Source organism: Brevibacillus sp. Leaf182, assembly GCF_001423865.2.
Lineage (GTDB): Bacteria > Bacillota > Bacilli > Brevibacillales > Brevibacillaceae > Brevibacillus > Brevibacillus brevis_C.
In genome coordinates this window covers 42,800-62,809 of sequence record NZ_LMPN02000032.1, presented here as the reverse complement: position 1 = coordinate 62,809, position 20,010 = coordinate 42,800, and the positions used below count along the sequence as shown (strand labels likewise).

Sequence of the window (20,010 nt, the reverse complement as noted above, 5' to 3'; positions counted from 1 at the left end):
ATTATTCCGTCACAAACGCGAGTGTCCCTTGCTGGATCAGCTCTTCTGCCTTTACGAGATCAGGATGCATTTCGCGGTCTTCATGCAGGCGGGGAATCACCCGGCGCAACTGCTCATAGGCTCTCGCTGTACCTGTCCCGAGATCCCCCGAGCCAAAATCGATAGCTTGTGCTGCTGCCAGATATTCAATAGCAAGCACCTTGCTGACATTCGATACGATCGTGCGAAGCTTGCGAGCAGAAGTCGTACCCATGCTGACATGGTCCTCCTGATTGGCAGATGAGGGAATCGAATCGACCGATGCGGGATGGCAGAGCACTTTGTTTTCAGAAACAATGGAAGCGGCTACATATTGCGTAATCATAAATCCAGAATGGAGTCCGCCATTTTCGGTTAAGAATCCGGGAAGACCACTTAGCTGTGGATTGACGAGACGTTCGGTGCGTCTTTCGGAAATATTTGCAAGCTCAGCGATGGCTATGGCAAGAAAATCAGCTGCGAATGCCATTGGTTGACCATGGAAGTTACCGCCGGAGATGACGTCGCCTGTTTCCGTGAAAAGAATAGGGTTATCGGTGACGCTATTGCATTCGCGTGTAACCGTGGTCCATACATACTCCAGCGTATCACGAGTTGCCCCATGTACTTGCGGGAGGCAACGAAGGCTGTAAGGATCTTGGACACGTAGCTCACCCTGCGCTGTGGTACGTTTGCTGCCGGATAAGTGCTGGAGCAAGCGCTTTGCTGATTCCTGCTGTCCTGGATGCGGGCGGACGAGATGGAGCTGGGGATCAAACGCTTTTGGAATGCCACGAAGCGCTTCAATCGTCATCGCCGCAATCAATTCAGCGCTTTCAAGCAGTACTCGCGAATCATACAAGGCGAGGCAAAGCTGTGCAGTCATTGCCTGTGTACCGTTAATAAGAGCGAGACCTTCTTTTGCCTCCAGTCGAATTGGGGAAAGACCCACTTCACTCAGGGCTTCTTTTCCAGATAGCCGCTTACCATTGACGAGCGCTTCACCTTTGCCGAGCATGACCAAAACCATATGGGCGAGAGGGGCTAGATCGCCGCTGGCACCAAGGGAGCCTTGTTGAGGAATAATTGGATGAACTCCTCGATTGCATAGTTCTACTAGCTGCAGTAATGTTTCTTCCCGAATTCCCGAATAGCCCTTTGCCAACGCATTGATGCGCAAAGCCATCATCGCACGAACAACTTCAACGGCATAAGGGTCGCCCATTCCGCAAGCATGACTCATAATCAAATTTTCTTGCAGCTTGCTTACGTCCTCATCGTGGATCATGACATCGGAGAATTTTCCGAAGCCAGTAGTGATTCCGTATACGACTTGCTGCTGGGATACCATTCTCTCCACCATGGCACGTGAAGCACGAACACGATGCAATGCTTCGTCGGTCAATTGAATGTGGGTGGCCTTTCTTGCAATGGAAACAACATCTTCGATACGCAATTGATCCCCATCTACTTTTACAACGTTTGCTTGCTGATTCATCTGTAATTTCCTCCTTTAGCAGAGCAGAGAACGAAAAGAGCGAGGGGTTAGGATATCATCTCCTAACCCCTCGCTCGAGAGCATGTATGTGATTGGATAAAAACGTGTAAGCCTGCATTCGTCGCGGCATACGTTCTTCCTCACTTTCGTTCATGTGCAACTGTCTGATTATTTTAGCTATTGCTATCATTGTATCAAATGCCTACGTGCAGTCAAGATGATCTTGTCACGGCGGCTTCCCTAGAGAGCAAAAAACGGGCTTACTCCATTTTTTCAAACTGGGCGAGAGTCGTCTCTCGAGTTGGATAAATGTCATACCATGTACTGTGTTAGTTTATCCGAAAGGACGTGTAGAATTCCGTGGAAAAGCGACGTAAGATGCCGCCTATGCCTACCGCACTCCCCAGGCGTCCTAAAGAAATGCCGAAACCGCCTTCTTCAGCGATGCCATTGCCGTCACCTATGAAGCCTTCTCCTGAAAAGCCCAAGTCGGAAAGTCCAATCAATCCGAATCATTCTATTCCGGCGCGCCCAATGCCACAAAAACCGATCATGCCTGCTCCCAATCTGGCTAACCCGAATGTGCCGAACGTGATGCCGCCAAATCGGATGCCAGCGAATCCAATGCCACCAAATCCGATGCCACCAAACCTCAAACCGTCGAATCCAATGCCCATGCCCATGCCACCGAATCGAATGCCGGCAAACCCTATGCCTAACGCTTCACCGAATGTAAGGCCAAATGAGAGCCCAAACATGAAGCCAAATGTAAGGCCCAATGTGAGACCAAACGTGCGACCAAATGAGAGTCCAAACATGAGACCAAATGTCAGACCGAATGTAAGGCCAAACGAAAGTCCAAACATGAGGCCGAATGTTGGACCAAATGTAAGGCCAAATGTCAGACCCAATGTGCGGCCGAATGAAAGTCCAAACATGATGCCAAATGTAAGACCGAATATCAGACCAAATATCAGACCAAATGTGCGGCCGAATGAAAGTCCAAACATGATGCCAAATCTTAGACCAAATATTAGACCGAATGTCAGGCCGAATGCGCGACCGAATGAGAACATAGGAAGAGATCTGGAGCTGTTCCTGTTCAAATTCCAATTCCATATGGACCGGATGCAGTATTTCCGCCACAAATGCGATGAACATCGTGAAAATCGCCGCAAATACATGGAATACCGCAAACATTACAAGCATCATGAACGGAGAATGCACCATTATCATGACCGTTGCCAATTATGGAATGACGGTAGCAGTTCCTTTGGTCGAGGCTCATCATCTTCATCTTCGGGTGGCAGTAGCTCTTCCTCCGGATGCCATTGCGGACATAGACGGGGTCATAGACGAGGGTGTGGCTGCGGATGTTCATTTTGAAGTACATGAGGAAGGACGCCAGCTAATTAAGCGGCGTCCTTTTTCATACTCAATTCGTAAATGCTTCAACCGCAACTCCTTTTTTCTTTAACTCGCGCCTCAATGTAAGAAGGGCATCATCTTTGTTTTTGCATTCCAATATGATGTCCACATTGTAATCCGCAAGCGCAGTGACAAATGTAAGGAACGCCTCTGGATCAATATCGTCTGCATGGGCACGAAAATCATTCGCTGACTTAGGCGAGGACATATGCATCTTCGGTGTGCGCTCTCCCCAGGTTTGAATAATCCGGGGAAGGTATTCGGTCCAATCTTCGCCATCAGAATGGCAGTTGTGATGGTGAATATCTAGCACCATCGGCACACCGATCCGTTCGCACAGCTCCAATACCTCACGCATGGTAAAAGACATGTCATCGTTTTCCACGACTAAACGACGTTTGACGTTTTCAGGAAGCTGCTCGAAGTTGGATGCAAAACGCTCGAGAGAAGAGGCCTTATCTTCGTATACTCCTCCCACATGCGTCACCAAGACGGAATTATCGTCGAGCCCCAGTAAATCAAACACTTTTGCATGGTAGGAAAAATCGGCAATCGTCGATTCCAGCACAGAAGGCTTGTCGCTGTTCAATATGCTGTAATGCCCGGGATGAGCTGTCAAACGAATGCCATGATTGCGGATATAATTCCCTGCCTTTTGGAAGTCCCATGCGAATTCTTTTGCCCAATCCCATTGCGCTGCTACTGGATGAGTAGCCAGTGGCACAAATTCAGAAGGAAGTCGATACACAAAGATATGATTTTCTACATTATAAGCAAGCAAATCCATTAAATTGAAAAAGTTTGCCTGCATAACTTGCCGCAGCTTTTTTAACCGAGCTTGGGGATCTAATTTATTTACCTGGGCAACCGTCGTTTTTTTGTTTGGATTGTTTTTCGTCTTTACACTGATGCAGGCATAGCCCATACGGATCAAGGAAATCTCCCTCCTTCGCAGCAGCATTCCTTTGTAGTATCTCCAAAACGGGAACGTCGTCGGCTTCTTGCCAGAGAATTATAAAACGGATAAGATGGGAGAATGTCACAGGGACGTCGATAAACATTCCTTAGAAGCGCGGACGTTCTTCGTGAGTAGACTTCGGTAGAGGGTTTTGAAGGAGAATGCAATGAATAGTCTTGACCAATCCTATAGTATGACTCTGGTTTTTCTCTCCTATTTTATTTCAGCAATGTCGTCATACACAGCATTAGATCTAGGCGCACGTCTCCATTATGCAAAAGGCAGGGGACGTGTGTTTTGGTTATGTGCTGGAGCCGTTTCCATGGGGCTTGGTATTTGGGCTATGCATTTTGTTGCCATACTTGCTTTGCATCTACCGATTGCCGTCCAGTATGATAACCTGATTGTATTTTTCTCGATTGTTTTGGCCGTTTTATCATCAGCGCTTACGTTATGGATCGTGAGCGAGCAGTCCATGTCCAAAACGAGGGTAATAACAGGATCGGTTGTCATTGGGTCTGGTATCGCCGGAATGCATTATACAGGGATGGCAGCGATGATGATGAACGCCATTATTCTGTATGATTGGCTATGGTTTACCGTATCCATTTTCGTTGCCATTCTGGTTTCGATGGTTGCGTTGATTCTTACGTTTCAATTGCGTTCGGTAGACCCTGTAAAAGGTCTCTGGCGTAAAATTTTCGCAGGGCTGTTGATGGGGGCAGCCATTACCGGTATGCATTACACGGGTATGTACGCCACCACGTTCGTCGCTCACGAGCACATGACAACCACAGTGATCGCGCATGATGATTCGGGGCTAATCGCTACCATGATTGGCATTGTCATCGTGTTGATTCTGGTCGTGACCTTGGCTTCTGTGTACGTGGACAAGCAATTCGCAGGGAAAACCATGCGCGTACTAGAAAGTGATCAGCGCTATAAATCGCTATTTGAGCACAATTACGACGGGGTGATCTTTTACTCGATCGATGGTAGCCAAAGCGTCATGAACCCTGCGGCGATGCGTTTGACAAAGGAGCAGAGCCTGCCTCTCGAAAAATTAATGACGATGTGTGCTTCTACAGATGCCGAGCTCATATCGACACATTTTACAAATGCAGTGCATGGTGAAGCGCACAACTACGAGATCACCTTGACCACAAGCGAGGGTCGTCAGCTTCATCTGAATATGACCCATACCCCCGTATTTGTCGATCAGCAGATTACGGGAGTCTTTATGATTGTGAGAGACATTACCAATAAGAAAGAGTACGAGGCAAAAATCAATTATCTCGCTTTTCACGATTCGCTGACTGGTTTGCCGAATCGACGTTTTGTCGAACAGCAACTGGATCAGGTGATTATGGAGGCGCAAAAAACGGATCAGCAAGTATACGTGTTGTTTCTGGATCTCGACCATTTTAAGCTGGTAAACGATTCCTTGGGGCATGATTTTGGTGACCTGTTACTTCAGGAAGCCTCCTTGCGCTTGCAGGATTGTGTGGGTAAAAAAGGAGCGGTGAGCAGGCTTGGCGGAGACGAATTCATGGTGATTCTTACGGATGTCACGGAAAAAGAAGTGTCTTCCATGGCGAATGAAATCAACCAAATGATTGAACAGGCATTTTTTATCCATGGGCACGAGTTGTACATAACGACGAGTATCGGGATTTCTCGATATCCAGAGGATGGGCAAGACAGAAGTGTCTTGATGCGTAACGCAGATGCGGCAATGTATGCAGCCAAAGACAAAGGGAAGAACAGCTTCCACCTGTACGTACCGAATCTGGAGCAACCCGTGAATGACAAAATGAATATTCAAAATGAATTGAATCGCGCTTTAGCCAGACAAGAATTTTTATTGCACTACCAGCCACAGGTAAGTGCCAAATCTGGTGCAATCGTTGGCGTAGAAGCGTTGATTCGTTGGGATCATCCTGAACGAGGCTTGCTTTTGCCAGACCAGTTCATCTCTGTTGCAGAAGAAACCGGGTTGATCGTACCGATTGGAGAATGGGTGCTGCGGACGGCCTGCAAACAGAACAAGCAATGGCAAGAACAGGGGCTCATGCCGCTTCGGGTAGCCGTTAATCTATCTGCACGTCAATTCCTCAAACAGGACTTTACCCAGATGATAGCTGAGATTCTGGACCAAACAGGGTTGGCACCGGAATACCTGGAGCTGGAACTCACTGAAAGCAGCATGATCGATGTCCAACGCGCCACACAGGCACTGAAGGAACTGAAGCAATTAGGTGTGCACGTTGCGATTGACGACTTTGGAACGGGCTACAGTTCTCTCTATTATCTAAAAGAATTTCCATTGAATCGTTTGAAAATAGATCGCTCGTTTGTGCGCGACATGATCAAACAGCCTTCCAATCAAGCTATCGTGTCCACGATTATTTCCATGGCCCATCATTTGCAACTGCATGTGATTGCGGAAGGGGTAGAGACAAAGGAGGAGCTTGCGTTTTTGCAGGAGCATCTGTGTGAAGAAGTGCAAGGCTATCTATTCAGCAGACCATTACCGAGTGAAGACGTAGCGTTTTATTTGCAAGCTCAAAAAGGTGCTAGTTAAACAAGCGGAGCAGCTCTCATGAGTTGCTCTTTTGTTTTGCATCGGCCAGCCAAATGAGGTGGTATAGCTGTCAAATTGGCACGTAAAATTTACTATTCCTGCGAACTTGTCAAGGAATTGCATCTAGGACGAAAGGAGGGAGAGAATGCTGGCTCTGGGTGTCATCTTATTGTTGTTTACCATTGGAGTTGCAATTGCCATTGGGTATCGGGCGAACGAAAGCGTCCGGCAATTTGACGAAAGCGCACATGAGAGTTTTATCGGTTCCCAAGCAGAGAGGGAGGGATAACGAAATGCAGCAGGAAAAAGAACAGCAATTACTCGAGGACAAGAAAGACCTGAACAAGTTTGGTTATGCGCAAGAATTACTGAGGGATATGGGTGGCTTTTCGAACTTTGCGATCTCATTTTCGATTATCTCTATTTTGACAGGGGCAGTATCTTTGTACGGGCACGGTTTACTGTATGGCGGTTCTGGGATGATGGGCTTCGGATGGACGCTGGTAGCGTTATTCGTCATCCTGATTGCAGCATCGATGTCTGAACTCGCATCGGCGATCCCTACAGCCGGAGCGTTGTATCACTGGGCAGCAATTTTAGGTAGCAAACGATGGGGCTGGTACACAGCCTGGATCAATCTCATCGGCCAAATCGGGATTGTCGCAGGCATCGACTATTCGTTCTCTTTGTTTGCAGACCCGCTGCTCGCGAGTGCGTTTGGTTATACCTCAACAGAAACGACCACGTTAATCCTGTTCGGGATCACACTCCTTTTGCACGGTACGTTTAACCACATTGGAATTCGACTCGTTGCCCGGTTAAATGACTTTTCCGCATGGTACCATATTGGCGTCGTCGTCATACTCGTCGGAAGCCTCGTCTTTTTCTCCCGCCATGATTTGCAACCGCTTGATTACCTCTTTCAAGTCGGTCAAACCTTTTCAGACAAACCGTACGCGATTGCTTTTTTAATTGGATTGTTACAAGCGCAGTGGACGTTTACAGGTTATGATGCATCGGCACATACAATTGAAGAAACGATTAACCCGCGGGTTCGTGCTGCTTGGGGGATTTATACGTCTGTGGCCTTTTCCTTTATTTTTGGATTTATCATGCTTGCTTTTGTCACCTTATCCATCAAAAATGCAGCCGCTGCGAGTGAAGCGGAAAATGCATTTATTTATGTGATTAGCGAAGCACTAGGCGGTACATTTGGTTCAGTTGTGCTGTGGCTCGTCACCTTTGCAATGTGGTTCTGTGGCTTGGCGTCGATTACTTCCTTTTCGCGAATGTTGTATGCGTTTTCACGTGACAAAGGAATGCCGTGGAGCCACCAGTGGGCAGAAATATCGACCAAGTACAGAACGCCAGCAAAAGCAATTTGGCTGGTTATCATTCTTTCCTTTGCGCTTGCCCTGTTCGATTACATCGTGAAAAGCATCAATCCGAACACGTCATATACGACCTTGGCATTTCTAACGGCGGTAAGTGTCGTTGGGCTTTATGTCGCCTACGGGATTCCGTTGTACCTCAAGCTCCGGGCGGAATCGCGAGGACTTTTTCAGCGGAAGCATTACGGTCCCTGGCATCTGGGGAATTGGAGTAAACCCATTAATGTGTTGAGCTTGATTTGGATCATTTTCATCTCGATTATGATGGTGATTCCACCCAATCAGACAGCGGGGTATGCCTTGATAGGCATGTTTTTGGTGCTGCTGATCATGGATTTGGCTTATTACCGGAAGCATTTCAAGGGCCCGCAAGCTGCGCTAGGCAATTCGCAGGAAGACATTAAACGTCAGGAAGCGAAATTTCGCGACTCTTAATGGGAAAGAAGTCCCATTTGATGAAATATGCAGAGCCTCCCTTATGTCAGTATTGGCATAGGGGCTTTTTTACGTAGAAGGTGGTTTTGTATAACGAATGGCAGAGGACGAAAAGCTATCAGTAGGAAGGAAATAGAAAGACATTTGGGAGGAACACGATGAAAAGAATGAGATGGGTGTTGCTTGCGATGGGAATCGCGCTGATGGCGCAAGCAACGATGAGTTTGGTTCCACAGGTGAGTGGGTATGACGGCTATGCGCGTGAAGGAAATTCCTCGAATCGGTATGAAATCGCGGGTATTACAAATGCAGGCGCATTCGAAGCGTTTTTTGGAAAACTTCAAGAAGCGGTCAAAGGAAATGACAAGACAGAAGTAGCCAAGCATATAAGGTATCCACTACGTGTGAACAAAGACGGGAAAAGTCATTTTATCCCAGATGAACAGCGGTTTTTGGAAGAGTATGATCGAATCATCACGGAGAAGGTAAAGGAAGCGTTTTTACAGCAAAAAGTAACTGATACGTTCGTCAATGATCAAGGCGTGATGGTAGGGAATGGAGAAATGTGGCTGGGGCAATTTTTGAATCGATTTTTCGTTTTTGCAGTAAATGTAGAATAGGACAAGGGCTTTTCAGTAGAAAAGCCCCAATCTAGCAGTGTAGATGTTTTTATTGTTCCAAATAGTATATTTTACATGGACATTATCGATAGAAAATTCTAAAATAACAAATAAATAGACAGCTACAGATGTAGATTCGACAGCTTTGTCCTTGTGGAATGGACATTTGTTATTTTCATCGTTCCGTGATAGAATTCACAAAACGATATTTTTTTTAGCTAAACTTAACTGATTCGGAAAACGTTGAGGGGAAAAGCAAAAAAAGGAGTGATTGTGTGAGTTTGGAAACGAAGAAATGGGCGGATGAAGTAGCTGAACAGGTAGTCTCATGGCGACGATACCTCCATCAGCATCCAGAATTGTCGTTTGAAGAAGAGAAGACGTCTCAATTTATTTACGAAACGTTGGAATCTTTCGGGAATTTAGAGCTTTCGCGTCCAACCAAAACGAGTGTAGTCGCTCGACTGATCGGATCACAGCCAGGAAAAGTTCTTGGCATTCGCGCTGACATTGATGCTCTCCCTATCCATGAAGAAAATGATGTGCCATATGCATCAGGAAAAGCTGGCGTGATGCACGCGTGCGGACATGATGGTCATACAGCGATGCTGTTGGGAGCCGCAAAAATTTTGTCCCAGTACAAGGATCAAATCAAAGGTGAGGTTCGATTCTTTTTCCAGCACGCCGAGGAGCTGCCGCCGGGTGGCGCTGCTGAAATCGTAAGAGCTGGTGCAGCGGACGGACTGGATTCGATTATCGGCATTCATTTGGCATCGTACATGCCTGTCGGGAAATTCGGTGTACTGTACGGGGCACTTACTTCATCGACAGATCGATTCGATATCAAGATTCAAGGAAAAGGCGGGCACTCCTCGCAACCGGAAGCATCCGTTGACCCGATCGTCATTGGGGCACAGGTTATTACTGGCCTACAACAAATTGTATCCCGTAATGTGAGTGCGTTAGACAAAGTCGTTATTTCGGTGACCATGCTGAATGCTGGGACAGCTTATAACATCATTCCGGATTCGATGACACTGACGGGCTCCACACGCTGCTTCGATGCGGAGATTCGCAAAAATATTCCGATGTGGATTGAACGAATTGTCAAAGGAATTACGGAAGCGCATGGCGCAAGTTATGAATTCACGTTCTCACATGGCTACACATCGGTTGTCAACGACAAGCAGGTGACCAAGCTGATGGAGGATACGATCATCGAGCGTTGGGGAGAAGAAGAGATTATTTACATTGATCCTTTGATGCCAGGTGAAGATTTCTCTGAGTATTTGAAAAAAGCTCCAGGCTGTTTTATTCAATTGGGTGCTGGCAATCCGGACAAAGGCTTTACGTATCCACATCATCATCCACGCTTTGATTTTGATGAGGATGCAATGGTACGCGGCGTGGAATTGTTTGTGCGGGCAGCTCAAAAAGTCGTCATGGAGTAGAGCGAGATAGAATGAGGGGGATGTTGTATGGCAGAGGCACGCGTCAATGAGTACAAGCTGCATTTTCTCGTACTTGTTCTCGTTGCATTGACAGAATTTATCGGGACAAAGAAAATCAGTATTGGCATCGGGGTTATCGCTCTGTTTCCGATGCTCTACGCGCTCGTTTTAGGCGGGGCAATCAGTTGGCCTAAGTTTAAATTTTTGAGCGAAAAAGAAATGAACGTCGCAGCCAATATTTTGGGTGTCTCGTTTTTGATCTTTATTGCGAAGCTGGGAGCCAATATCGGTCCTGAGCTGCCTAAGCTTCTCGGTTCTGGTGTATCGTTGATCGTCCAAGAGATGGGACACATTGTAGGGACAATCGCATTTGGTCTGCCAATCGCATTGTGGCTAGGTCTGAAGCGTGAAGCAATTGGGGCGACTTATTCTCTCGACCGTGAGCCAAACTTGGCGATCATCGTAGATAAGTTTGGTGCAAACTCTGCCGAAGCGCGTGGCGCGCTGGGTGTATATATTTGCGGAACCTTGTTTGGTGCCATTTATATGTCGATTCTTGCAAGTATTTTAGGAAGCAGCGGGTTGTTCCACCCGATTTCTCTGGCGATGGGAGCCGCAGTTGGTTCCGGTAGTATGATGGCAGCAGCAACTGGCTCATTGGCTGTCATTTTTCCGGAAGCGCAAAAAGACATTGCCTTTTATTCCGGAGCGGCAAACTTGATGATGAGTATCGTCGGAACGTACGTATGTATCTTCTTCTCCTTGCCGGTCACACAAAAGCTGTACGCATGGCTTGAGCCTATCATTGGACGCAAAGGCGCTTCTTCTGCAGCAGAAGGGGGGAGAAAAAGCGCATGAATCAAATCTTGACGATTTTTATCATTGGCTTCATTGCTCTTATCGGTAACTGGATCGGTTATAAAGTACCATTCATGGAATCATTGCCAGGTATTTTGCTTCTGGCGGTCATTACATTGATCGGAATGGGCTTCACTCGCATTCTTCCGTTCAAATCTCCCGTCATTGTATGGATCTCTTTGTTTGCGATGCTTGCGACATCCCCGTTTTTTCCAGGGAACGAATATACGGCTGCTGCGATTGCCAAGATCAATCTGCTCGCATTGGCCACGCCGATTCTCGCGTATGCAGGTCTGTCACTCGGAAAAGACGTTCATCTATTCAAACAACTTAGCTGGCGTATCGTAGTCGTGTCTCTCGTCGTCTTTACCGGCACGTTTCTATTCGCTACGTTGTTTGCAGAGATTGTATTCAAGATTCAAGGCAAATTTTAACGAAACTGTTTTTGTGTTAGGGCCTCCGTGTGCTTCCATATGCCATGGAGGTTCTTTTCACATACAACTGTGAGAGTCAGGAGTGGAGAGAAGCATGATCATTGATGTAAGAAAGGTTACCTGGCAAAGAGATGAAACAACGATTCTGCGAGACATTGCCTGGCAAGTGCAAGACAAGGAGCATTGGTGTTTAGTCGGTTTAAATGGCTCCGGTAAAACCAGTCTGTTGAATATCATTTGTGGCTATGTGTGGCCGACAAAGGGGGAGGTCAGTGTATTAGGCAATCTTTACGGAACTGTCGACTTACGTGAGGTGCGTAAATCAATCGGTTGGGTAAGCACGGCGCTAATGGCACAGCTTCACGAGCATGAAACCGCACTCCGTGTCGTCTTGAGTGGAAGAGAGGCAACCATCGGCTTGTATTCCGTTCCAGAGGAGGCGGACATAGAGAGGGCGTCGGATCTACTCGATACATTTGGATGCCGTGCATTGAAAAATAGACGTTTTGCCGCTTTATCGCAAGGGGAGAGACAAAAAATACTGATTGCTCGTGCATTGATGGCTTCCCCTCGATTACTCATCCTAGACGAGCCTTGTACAGGATTGGACTTGCTTTCAAGAGAACAACTGTTGGCTATGATTGAACAAATCGCCAAGCAGCCAAACGGGCCTACTCTTATTTATGTCACCCATCACATTGAAGAAATTTTGCCTTGTTTCACGCATACTTTACTGCTAAAAGCGGGGGAAGTAGACCAGGCTGGAAAAACAGATGAAGTCCTAACGGCAGAACGTCTGACAAGCTTTTTCGGTGTACCTGTTCACATTCAACGCTCGCAAGGAAGATCTTGGGTAAGCTTAGGGGAAGAGGCAACTGTTTGATCGTGTAGGATAAGTTTTAGGCACGAGTCAGCACGGTTGTGAATGATTGTGTATAATAACTATAAGAAATGGTATCTGGGAGGAGAGGAGAGATGGAGGCATGAACAATGTGATTGCACCAATCACAGACTCCACCTGGGCGATCATCACCTATGAGGAAGCGTGGAATAGCTACGTGAACAGCTATGTGATCAAACAAGGGAATGCCTTTGTATTGATTGATTCTCACCAGCGCAAGCAACGTTCATTTTTTCAACAGGCGTTGGAAGAGATCGGGGTCAAGCCGGAGCGAACGGAATATGTCTACTTCACTCATCGACATGCTGATCATATTGGAAATGCCGATATGTTCCCTTCTCGAAACAATTGGATTCACCTCGACGATTATTACGAACTGGACGATTTTTCACAGACGCTATTCGGCCATACGTTTACAGGTAGTGGGGGAGATCTGCCTTCCCTGCGTTTCCGACAGCTTTCTTTTCATACAGAAGGCTCCGTTGCCTTCTTTGATCCCCAGTCGAAAATATGCTTTGTTGGCGATCATTTGTGCTTTGAAAACACAGAACTTGGCCAAATCGTTGGCGGAGAAGTGGATTGTCGGAAAGCTTATCAAGAACACTTGCAGCAATGGGTAGCCCGTGAACCAGAGCGAGCGGTGGAGTTTACGGAAGGCTTGGAGATTTTGCAGGATTGGCCCATTGAGTATTTAGCCACTGGTCATGGTCCCATTCTTCAAGGCGATATCAAGGTGTTCTTGCAAGAGTTGATTGCAATTGCTCGTCCGTAACAAAAAAGACTTGTGCGCCACAACAGGCTGACACAAGTCTTTTTTGTACGATTTATTTTGAAGCAGGAAGTTCTGCTTTGTTCGCTTCTTTCTCTTGATCATCTACTTTTTCAAATGCTTTGTCCAAAATTTGAACATTATGCTTTTGCTTAATCTCCTTGATCCACTTACTCATGTTGGAACGTTTGTTTTTATCTTTTACTTTCTCCGTTACTTTTGGACGTACTTGTTCCAGTGTGCCGTCAAGCTTTTCTTTGTTTTTCTCATAGTATTCCTTGATTTGCTCTTCCGTGATCGGGTAAGCCTTCTCGAACATCTTGTCTCTTAACATGATTAAACGTGATCTCTCACGCAATTCATCCTCGGTAATTTCTTCTTCAGTCAAATACTCCTGGAATTTCTCTGGCCCCATTTTTTCTTTGATTGGGTTAATTTTTGCGTCCAGTTCCTGTTCACTTACTGTGATCCCCTGTGCAATCGCTTCTTGTTTATACACTTCCTTCGTGATGAGATCAGACATCACGCGTTTCCCAGCTTCTTTTTTCATAGCCTCGTATACTTGATCTTTGGAAATAGAGACAGTTCCCACTTTAGCCAGTTCTTCTGTAGAGGAAGAAGCAGTTTCTTTTCCAGGTGTACAGCCCGCTATAGCGAGACTGAGTACAAGTGCTGAGGCAGCAAGTATAGATACATTGAATTTTTTCATGAAAAATACCTCACTTTCTTGATAGTAATACGACTGTGCATAGAGCAGCGTTACGGGGACCGGAAAATAAAAACCGCACACATAAAGCAATGTGCGGTCGTCAATCGATTAGCTGGCTTGTGTAGAGGCTTTTTTCCACTCTTCCAAGCGTTTTTCCAGTACGGTGTGATTCAGATGCAAAAGACTGGCTGATTTGTCCATTAATTGCTTGAGATGGGAAAGGGCCCGCTCGTAATTTCCTTTGGCAGCTTCAATCTCTGCCAAGCAGAAGAGCTTCCAGTCTTTTGCCGATCGTTTGCTTGCAATCAACTGGTAAGCTTCTATTGCACTCTCGACTTCACCCAGGCGGGCGTGTGAGCAGGCAATAAGAGCTAAGGAATCAGTCATTCCCTGATCGCGCTGGTAAATACGAAACGCCACTTCCAATGATTCGTTGTATCGTTCGGATGAATAGTAAACGATCGCCAAGTTGTAAAACAAGTAGTGAATCATCGCTTGATTGAATAACGTGGGTCGTTCTTTGCAGACGTTGATTCCTTGAACGATATATTTTTCGGCCATTTCATAATTGCCAAGCATGATCTCATGGGTTGATTTATCCAGCATAGCGACAGCACGGGAACGGTTCTTCCGATAGGAAGCCTCCAGCCAGCGCAATCGAATATTCAAACGGCGTTTGAAAAGATTGGCCATGTACTGAAAGCGGAAGGGCCAGTGCAGGCGAATAAACATAACCAACAGCACAGCCGCAATCCCTGCCAGCGTTGATGTCAAATTAAAACTCAAATACTCCACGTAGTGACACCCTCTCTATTTACGCTGCATCTATTACCCCATCTTAGCACAGAACCTGTCCCCATGACAGAGCATTACCGCTATTTCGTCAATGGCAAGATATTCTCTTTTTTGGGGGCAGAGAGCTGCTGCGTTTTGACGTAATCGTCGGATACGGTATAGAGCGTGTCGCCAATCGTGAGTATCCGTTTAATGTTGCTGGTGCTGTCGTACCAGCCTTCGCCTGCTTTGGCGACATCTTCCTTCGACAGATGGGTGATCTGATCTGTCAGTTGAAACCCTTTTTGCAAATCGAGCTGATAAACATAGGCCCCCTGGAAAGTAAAGTGGCCGTACTCGCGCATATCGTTTTTGGCTTTTTGTTCAGCCGTTCGTTCATGGACGGATACAGGGAAGGCTAGCAGATTTTTTTCTTTGGAGAACAGCAGAGCCTTGTGATTGCGCAACAGCTCGGAGTCTGTTCCTCTGTCCCCGATAACAGTCTTGAACTTTTCCTTCGGTTTCGTTACATCACTGACGTCAAATAGAGCAATTTTCATCCCTTGGTAGTACGCCCAGTCTTTATCTGATTCTGCTTCTTTACCAAAACCGATAATATGGTTTTCATCATACGGGTGTAAATAGTCGCTGTAACCTGGAATTTTGAGGGCACCCAGTACGCTTGGCGCAGAAGGCTTCTTCAGATCGAGAACGAACAGCGGGTCGACTTTTTTGAAGGTGACCATGTAGGCGCGATCACCCATGAAACGGACAGAGTAAATGCGTTCTCCTGGAGCGATGCCTTCCAGCTTGCCAAATACCTCTAGTTTGTTGTCTAGGACATACAAGTTGTTTTTCGATGTATGCTCATCGTCTCGCCACATGTTTCCGCTCGTGGTGGCAATGCGGAAATAACCGTCGTTTTCATCCATGGAAAACTGGTTCAGAATGAGTCCAGGCACCGACCCTTTTCCCGTGTAGCGAATGTCTCCCTTGTTCATAGCAAAACGATAAATGGTTGTATCTAACTCAACGGGAGGGGCAATCAGAGGAGTTGTCACTCCTTTTTGCTTAACGGCTACTGGTTGGGCATTGTTCTGGGTAACGGCTACATACAGATTTTTGGTGGATGCATAGATGTTCTCGCCAGCACCAAGATACGTATGCAGTGACATCTTTTGTTTCGAATCTTCCAGATTCACACCAGCGACGATCAAATACTCCGGACGAAAGTGATCCGGGAAGTAACGAATCTCGTTGTAGGGAATGGTTTGGTATTGGTTATGATGGGCGCTGTCTTTATACGTTGGGCCTGGCACTTCTGCTTTCTCTTGCATAATTCGATACGTGTCCATGTAATGGTTGGCTGTCACGTACAAGCTCCGACCGATTTTGCGGGACGACATGTACTGGCCTTCCAGCTCCAGTTGACGAATGAGCCGAGGCTGTTTTTTGTCCGTAATGTCGTAGATCATGGTTTTCACGGACTGCATGCCTTGGTAACGGGGAATGCCTCTTTTGGAAGCAGGACCAGGAGGATAGGAGATGGTCTCATCCGCTTGGCCGATTACGATGAGTCTATGATCGTCTACGTACATTTCTTGCGGTACGAATTTTCCATTGTCATAGCTGATACGGCTTGCGACCTTCATCTCGGTGGCAGGATACGCTTTGATGATGCGCACTTCATTTTGCGTGGATTGATAAAGATAAGTTCCGTCTGATTTGACGATATCTGCTTCATCAACGCCCTGCACTTGGGTATTCGTTGTGGAAAAATCACCGCGCACAGCGCCGCCGGAAGTGTCCGCTGCTTTGTTGGCCGTGCTAGGTGCGGCTGCTGGTAAAGCGTTACTGGTTTCCATAGTGCCGTAATGGTAGCTGTCCACGTTTGATGATTGGATGAGCTTTTTCAGCTCCGCATAGGAACCGACTACTGGCAACTCTTCTGTAGATGCTGCGGCTTGAACGGTTGGCGCGACTACTGTACCCGTCGTGAACAGGAAGGGTATAGCGGTCACCACCAGCACGGAGGCGAGAAGCCCGGCAAAAGTTCGTTTCATTTTAATCCCCCTCGTATCTGCTTCTTACCAAAATTTTCTGTCGGTAATAAGACGATGCGTGTTTACGGAATGTTTCACACACTCTTTAGGCATCAATCTACGGACAGGTGGGGGAGCGTGTGCTATAATTATAGGCGGTTTATGCTACCATTTACACCACTACGTCAAAAGGGGCGTCATAGATGGAAAACTTGAAGCAAAGCATTCTGGAACTCATCACGGATACTTCTACGAATCTACCACCAGACGTGCGTCGTGCCGTCAATGCAGCTAAAGTGAAAGAGGATCTTGGCACACGTGCAGCGCTGTCGTTGTCTACGATTGCGCAAAACGTTGTCATGGCAGAAGAAAATGTTTCTCCGATCTGTCAAGATACGGGGATGCCTACATTCGAAGTGAAAACTCCGGTTGGAGTCAACCAGCTAATCATTAAACAAGCAATCAAAGAAATGATTGCAGAAGCAACCAAAACAGGTAAGCTGCGTTCCAACTCCGTAGACTCCTTGACGGGTGCAAACACAGGGGACAACCTCGGACCAGGTACTCCTGTCATTCACTTCGAGCAATGGGAAGAGGATGAAATCGAGATCAAGCTAATTCTCAAAGGCGGAGGCTGTGAGAACAAGAACATCCAATACTCCCTGCCCTGTGAGCTAGAAGGCCTGGGCAAGGTGGGCCGCAACCTGGATGGTATTCGCAAATGCATTTTGCACGCCGTCTACCAAGCACAAGGACAAGGCTGTAGTGCCGGCTTCATCGGTGTAGGAATCGGTGGCGATCGTACCTCCGGTTATGCACTGGCGAAGCATCAATTGTTCCGCAAAGTAGACGATGTGAATCCAATTGCTGATTTGGCTGCATTGGAAGACTACATCATGGAAACAGCAAACCAACTCGGAATCGGAACCATGGGCTTTGGTGGTAACTCGACTCTCTTGGGCTGTAAAATCGGCGTGGAAAACCGCCTGCCAGCAAGCTTTTTCGTATCCGTTGCGTACAACTGCTGGGCATTCCGCCGTCAAGGTGTTCGCCTGAATCCGGAGACTGGCGAAATCCTCTGTTACCTCTATAAAGACGAAGAAGTAGCGATGGACTTGTCCCCGGTAGCAGCTACGGACGATGCGGGCGAAAAGCGCAGAGAGGTTGTTCTCGAAGCACCAATCTCTGAAGAACAAATCCGCAGCCTGCGAGTGGGCGATGTGGTCATTATCAACGGTGAAATGCACACAGGACGCGACGCCCTGCATAGCTACCTGATGGATCATGACTGTCCAGTGGACCTGAACGGTGGCATCATCTACCATTGCGGTCCAGTCATGCTGAAGGACGAAGCCGGCGACTGGCATGTAAAAGCGGCTGGTCCGACTACCTCCATTCGCGAGGAGCCGTACCAAGGCGAAATCATCAAGAAATTTGGAATCCGTGCCGTTATCGGAAAAGGCGGAATGGGTGCGAAAACCCTGAAAGCATTGAACGAGCATGGCGCTGTGTACTTAAATGCAATTGGTGGAGCGGCCCAGTATTATGCAGAATGCTTGGAAAAAGTAGAAGGTGTCGACTTCATGGAATTCGGTATTCCAGAAGCAATGTGGCATCTGCGCGTAAAAGGCTTCGCAGCAATCGTCACCATGGATGCTCATGGCAACAGCTTGCATGCGGATGTGGAAAAGTCATCTGCAGAGAAATTGGCTCAGTTTGCAGCACCTGTATTTAAATAAGGAATGTAATACGAAAGCCTCTGGCGCACTTCACGTGCTGCCGGAGGCTTTTTTTTTCAAACTAGGCGGGTGAGGAGAAGGAAATAGTTGGATAGATGATGAACTTTCGAGGAACTAACCACGATTGCGGACAGATGGATTTTCATTTTTGACAGGGGGGGACAGGAATGAAATGGTTGATTGCTGATCGCGTCATTATCGGAGATGGAGAGCATGTAATCGAACAAGGCGCTGTCGGGATTGATGAGCGAGGAAAGATTGTAGCAGTAGGGAAAGAATCGGAGCTCACAGATTCCATTTCGGAAGGGGAGGTAAAGCGGTACAGCGGATGCTCCATTTTGCCAGGTTTGATCGATTTACATGTTCACATCGGGTATTGGTGGAGCAAACCAGACTCGGCTGAGTATCGCAACAACGATGGACTCGTGGCACTACTTGCGACAGCGAACTTGAAAGAGGCACTTTCTTTGGGGGTCACGACGATCCGCGATGTTGCAGCACCGGATGGATTGTGCAGTACACTGAAGCTGGCAGCCAAGAACAAGTTCATTGTTTCCCCTCGTCTTTTTCAGGTAAACCAAGGGATTATTATGACCGGGGGGCACGGCTGGCAATTAGAGGGTGCCCTGCGAGAAGCAAACGGTCCGTGGGAAGTACGCACAGCCGTGCGTGAACAAGTGAGAGCAGGGGCAGATTGGATCAAGCTCATGACGAGCCATCGGACACCAACGCCGGAGTTTACACAAGAGGAGCTGGATGCGGCGGTTGATGAATCGCATCGCTTGGGACGGAAATGCTGTGTGCATGCCTCGCTCCAACCGGCGATCCAGATGGCGATTGATGCGGGATTTGATACAATCGAGCACGCGACGTTTATGACCGTTGAACAGGCAGAGCAGATGAAAGAAAAAGGATTGGTATGGGTACCGACCATGGTCACCTTCTTCCAGATTGCTGATTATTACAAGCATATTTGGAATGAGCAGCAACAGGCGAATCAAGGCATATTGAGCGAAGGGCTTATCGAGCAGGGAGCCTTTTTCATCGAATCGGAAAAGGCGTACCGGGAGAACTTCGCACGATTGATAAATACAGGTGTAAAGATCGCTACGGGTACGGATATCGTATTGGAAGGCTATCCGATTACGCCTGTGGCAGAGGAGATCAAGCTGATGGTGGAGCTGGGGATGGAGCCAATTCGGGCAATTCAGGCTGCTACCCAAAACGCCGCTGAGGTGCTGGACCAAGGGAGTAAGATCGGTACGCTAGCGCCGGGTTATTTTGCAGATCTGCTTGTGGTAAAAGGGGACCCTTTACAAGAGATAGAGGCATTGAAGCAAGTAGAGGAAGTGTTTCTTGAGGGTGTGACTGTCTATTCAAAGTGCTGATGGGGCTGAGCCT

Annotated in this window: 18 protein-coding genes; 12 read left to right on the top strand and 6 right to left on the bottom strand. The window is 47.3% G+C overall.

Going from position 1 to position 20,010, the window contains the following annotated elements; translation table 11 throughout:
• Position 1: 1 nt before the first annotated feature.
• Positions 2 to 1,516 carry a histidine ammonia-lyase gene (gene hutH / locus ASG16_RS23515; RefSeq protein ID WP_056490003.1) on the bottom strand — a complete coding sequence of 505 codons (1,515 nt, stop codon included), beginning with the start codon at positions 1,514 to 1,516 and terminating at the stop codon, positions 2 to 4.
• Positions 1,517 to 2,028: 512 nt separating this feature from the next.
• The gene (locus tag ASG16_RS23510; protein WP_241970821.1) at positions 2,029 to 2,526 is read right to left on the bottom strand and encodes a hypothetical protein; all 498 of its coding nucleotides are present in this window, start codon (positions 2,524 to 2,526) and stop codon (positions 2,029 to 2,031) included.
• Positions 2,527 to 2,678: 152 nt separating this feature from the next.
• On the opposite strand from ASG16_RS23510, the gene ASG16_RS23505 reads away from it, so the two are divergent.
• Positions 2,679 to 2,993 (top strand): hypothetical protein, encoded by a 315-nt coding sequence (locus tag ASG16_RS23505; RefSeq protein WP_082517224.1) that lies wholly within the window; start codon positions 2,679 to 2,681, stop codon positions 2,991 to 2,993.
• Here ASG16_RS23505 and uvsE read toward each other — a convergent pair.
• A complete protein-coding gene (gene uvsE, locus ASG16_RS23500) occupies positions 2,952 to 3,878 on the bottom strand; it encodes a UV DNA damage repair endonuclease UvsE (RefSeq protein ID WP_056490012.1) in 927 nt (308 codons plus the stop codon). The two genes, ASG16_RS23505 and uvsE, sit on opposite strands and share 42 nt — an antisense overlap.
• 346 nt (positions 3,879 to 4,224) lie before the next feature.
• On the opposite strand from uvsE, the gene ASG16_RS23495 reads away from it, so the two are divergent.
• From ASG16_RS23495 to ASG16_RS23460, 9 genes are all read left to right on the top strand, one after another.
• Positions 4,225 to 6,486, top strand: a complete 2,262-nt coding sequence (locus ASG16_RS23495; protein ID WP_241970820.1) for a bifunctional diguanylate cyclase/phosphodiesterase — start codon at positions 4,225 to 4,227, stop codon at positions 6,484 to 6,486.
• A 145-nt stretch (positions 6,487 to 6,631) separates the two neighbouring features.
• Positions 6,632 to 6,775, top strand: coding sequence for a hypothetical protein (locus ASG16_RS31040; protein ID WP_007724273.1), 144 nt, complete (start codon positions 6,632 to 6,634; stop codon positions 6,773 to 6,775).
• Between the two features lie 4 nt (positions 6,776 to 6,779).
• A complete protein-coding gene (locus ASG16_RS23490) occupies positions 6,780 to 8,312 on the top strand; it encodes an amino acid permease (RefSeq protein WP_056490018.1) in 1,533 nt (510 codons plus the stop codon).
• Between the two features lie 158 nt (positions 8,313 to 8,470).
• Positions 8,471 to 8,932 (top strand): hypothetical protein, encoded by a 462-nt coding sequence (locus tag ASG16_RS23485; RefSeq protein WP_056490021.1) that lies wholly within the window; start codon positions 8,471 to 8,473, stop codon positions 8,930 to 8,932.
• Positions 8,933 to 9,207: 275 nt separating this feature from the next.
• Positions 9,208 to 10,383 (top strand): amidohydrolase, encoded by a 1,176-nt coding sequence (locus ASG16_RS23480; RefSeq protein WP_048032365.1) that lies wholly within the window; start codon positions 9,208 to 9,210, stop codon positions 10,381 to 10,383.
• 27 nt (positions 10,384 to 10,410) lie between these two features.
• Positions 10,411 to 11,241: a DUF3100 domain-containing protein gene (locus ASG16_RS23475; RefSeq protein WP_048032366.1), complete on the top strand. Its 831-nt coding sequence runs from the start codon at positions 10,411 to 10,413 to the stop codon at positions 11,239 to 11,241.
• Entirely contained in the window at positions 11,238 to 11,675 is a 438-nt protein-coding gene (locus tag ASG16_RS23470; protein ID WP_048032367.1) for a hypothetical protein, read from the top strand. Before ASG16_RS23475 ends, ASG16_RS23470 begins: the two co-directional genes overlap by 4 nt.
• Before the next feature lie 94 nt (positions 11,676 to 11,769).
• Positions 11,770 to 12,558, top strand: coding sequence for an ABC transporter ATP-binding protein (locus ASG16_RS23465; RefSeq protein ID WP_056490024.1), 789 nt, complete (start codon positions 11,770 to 11,772; stop codon positions 12,556 to 12,558).
• 100 nt (positions 12,559 to 12,658) lie between these two features.
• A complete protein-coding gene (locus ASG16_RS23460) occupies positions 12,659 to 13,348 on the top strand; it encodes an MBL fold metallo-hydrolase (RefSeq protein ID WP_048032369.1) in 690 nt (229 codons plus the stop codon).
• A 52-nt stretch (positions 13,349 to 13,400) separates the two neighbouring features.
• Here ASG16_RS23460 and ASG16_RS23455 read toward each other — a convergent pair whose 3' ends face one another.
• The 3 genes from ASG16_RS23455 to ASG16_RS23445 all read right to left on the bottom strand — a co-directional run bounded on the left by ASG16_RS23455 (position 13,401) and on the right by ASG16_RS23445 (position 16,891).
• Complete coding sequence (locus tag ASG16_RS23455) at positions 13,401 to 14,054, bottom strand: SurA N-terminal domain-containing protein (protein WP_056490027.1); 654 nt, start codon at positions 14,052 to 14,054, stop codon at positions 13,401 to 13,403.
• A gap of 108 nt (positions 14,055 to 14,162) precedes the next feature.
• Complete coding sequence (locus ASG16_RS23450) at positions 14,163 to 14,849, bottom strand: tetratricopeptide repeat protein (RefSeq protein ID WP_048032371.1); 687 nt, start codon at positions 14,847 to 14,849, stop codon at positions 14,163 to 14,165.
• An 80-nt stretch (positions 14,850 to 14,929) separates the two neighbouring features.
• The gene (locus tag ASG16_RS23445) at positions 14,930 to 16,891 is read right to left on the bottom strand and encodes a beta-propeller domain-containing protein (RefSeq protein WP_056490030.1); all 1,962 of its coding nucleotides are present in this window, start codon (positions 16,889 to 16,891) and stop codon (positions 14,930 to 14,932) included.
• Between the two features lie 182 nt (positions 16,892 to 17,073).
• On the opposite strand from ASG16_RS23445, the gene ASG16_RS23440 reads away from it, so the two are divergent.
• Together ASG16_RS23440 and ASG16_RS23435 are read left to right on the top strand one after the other, a co-directional pair.
• On the top strand, positions 17,074 to 18,609 hold the full coding sequence (locus tag ASG16_RS23440) for a fumarate hydratase (RefSeq protein WP_056490032.1): 1,536 nt from the start codon (positions 17,074 to 17,076) through the stop codon (positions 18,607 to 18,609).
• A gap of 167 nt (positions 18,610 to 18,776) precedes the next feature.
• A complete protein-coding gene (locus ASG16_RS23435) occupies positions 18,777 to 19,997 on the top strand; it encodes a metal-dependent hydrolase family protein (protein WP_056490035.1) in 1,221 nt (406 codons plus the stop codon).
• Positions 19,998 to 20,010 lie beyond the last annotated feature (13 nt).

Coding starts and splice junctions, on each gene's coding strand:
- hutH (WP_056490003.1), bottom strand. CDS start 1,516: ATGAATCAGCAAGCAAACGTTGTAAAAGTAGATGGGGATCAATTGCGT.
- ASG16_RS23510 (WP_241970821.1), bottom strand. CDS start 2,526: ATGTTTGGACTTTCATTCGGCCGCACATTTGGTCTGATATTTGGTCTG.
- ASG16_RS23495 (WP_241970820.1), top strand. CDS start 4,225: ATGGGGCTTGGTATTTGGGCTATGCATTTTGTTGCCATACTTGCTTTG.
- ASG16_RS31040 (WP_007724273.1), top strand. CDS start 6,632: ATGCTGGCTCTGGGTGTCATCTTATTGTTGTTTACCATTGGAGTTGCA.
- ASG16_RS23490 (WP_056490018.1), top strand. CDS start 6,780: ATGCAGCAGGAAAAAGAACAGCAATTACTCGAGGACAAGAAAGACCTG.
- ASG16_RS23485 (WP_056490021.1), top strand. CDS start 8,471: ATGAAAAGAATGAGATGGGTGTTGCTTGCGATGGGAATCGCGCTGATG.
- ASG16_RS23475 (WP_048032366.1), top strand. CDS start 10,411: ATGGCAGAGGCACGCGTCAATGAGTACAAGCTGCATTTTCTCGTACTT.
- ASG16_RS23470 (WP_048032367.1), top strand. CDS start 11,238: ATGAATCAAATCTTGACGATTTTTATCATTGGCTTCATTGCTCTTATC.
- ASG16_RS23465 (WP_056490024.1), top strand. CDS start 11,770: ATGATCATTGATGTAAGAAAGGTTACCTGGCAAAGAGATGAAACAACG.
- ASG16_RS23460 (WP_048032369.1), top strand. CDS start 12,659: ATGAACAATGTGATTGCACCAATCACAGACTCCACCTGGGCGATCATC.
- ASG16_RS23455 (WP_056490027.1), bottom strand. CDS start 14,054: ATGAAAAAATTCAATGTATCTATACTTGCTGCCTCAGCACTTGTACTC.
- ASG16_RS23445 (WP_056490030.1), bottom strand. CDS start 16,891: ATGAAACGAACTTTTGCCGGGCTTCTCGCCTCCGTGCTGGTGGTGACC.
- ASG16_RS23440 (WP_056490032.1), top strand. CDS start 17,074: ATGGAAAACTTGAAGCAAAGCATTCTGGAACTCATCACGGATACTTCT.
- ASG16_RS23435 (WP_056490035.1), top strand. CDS start 18,777: ATGAAATGGTTGATTGCTGATCGCGTCATTATCGGAGATGGAGAGCAT.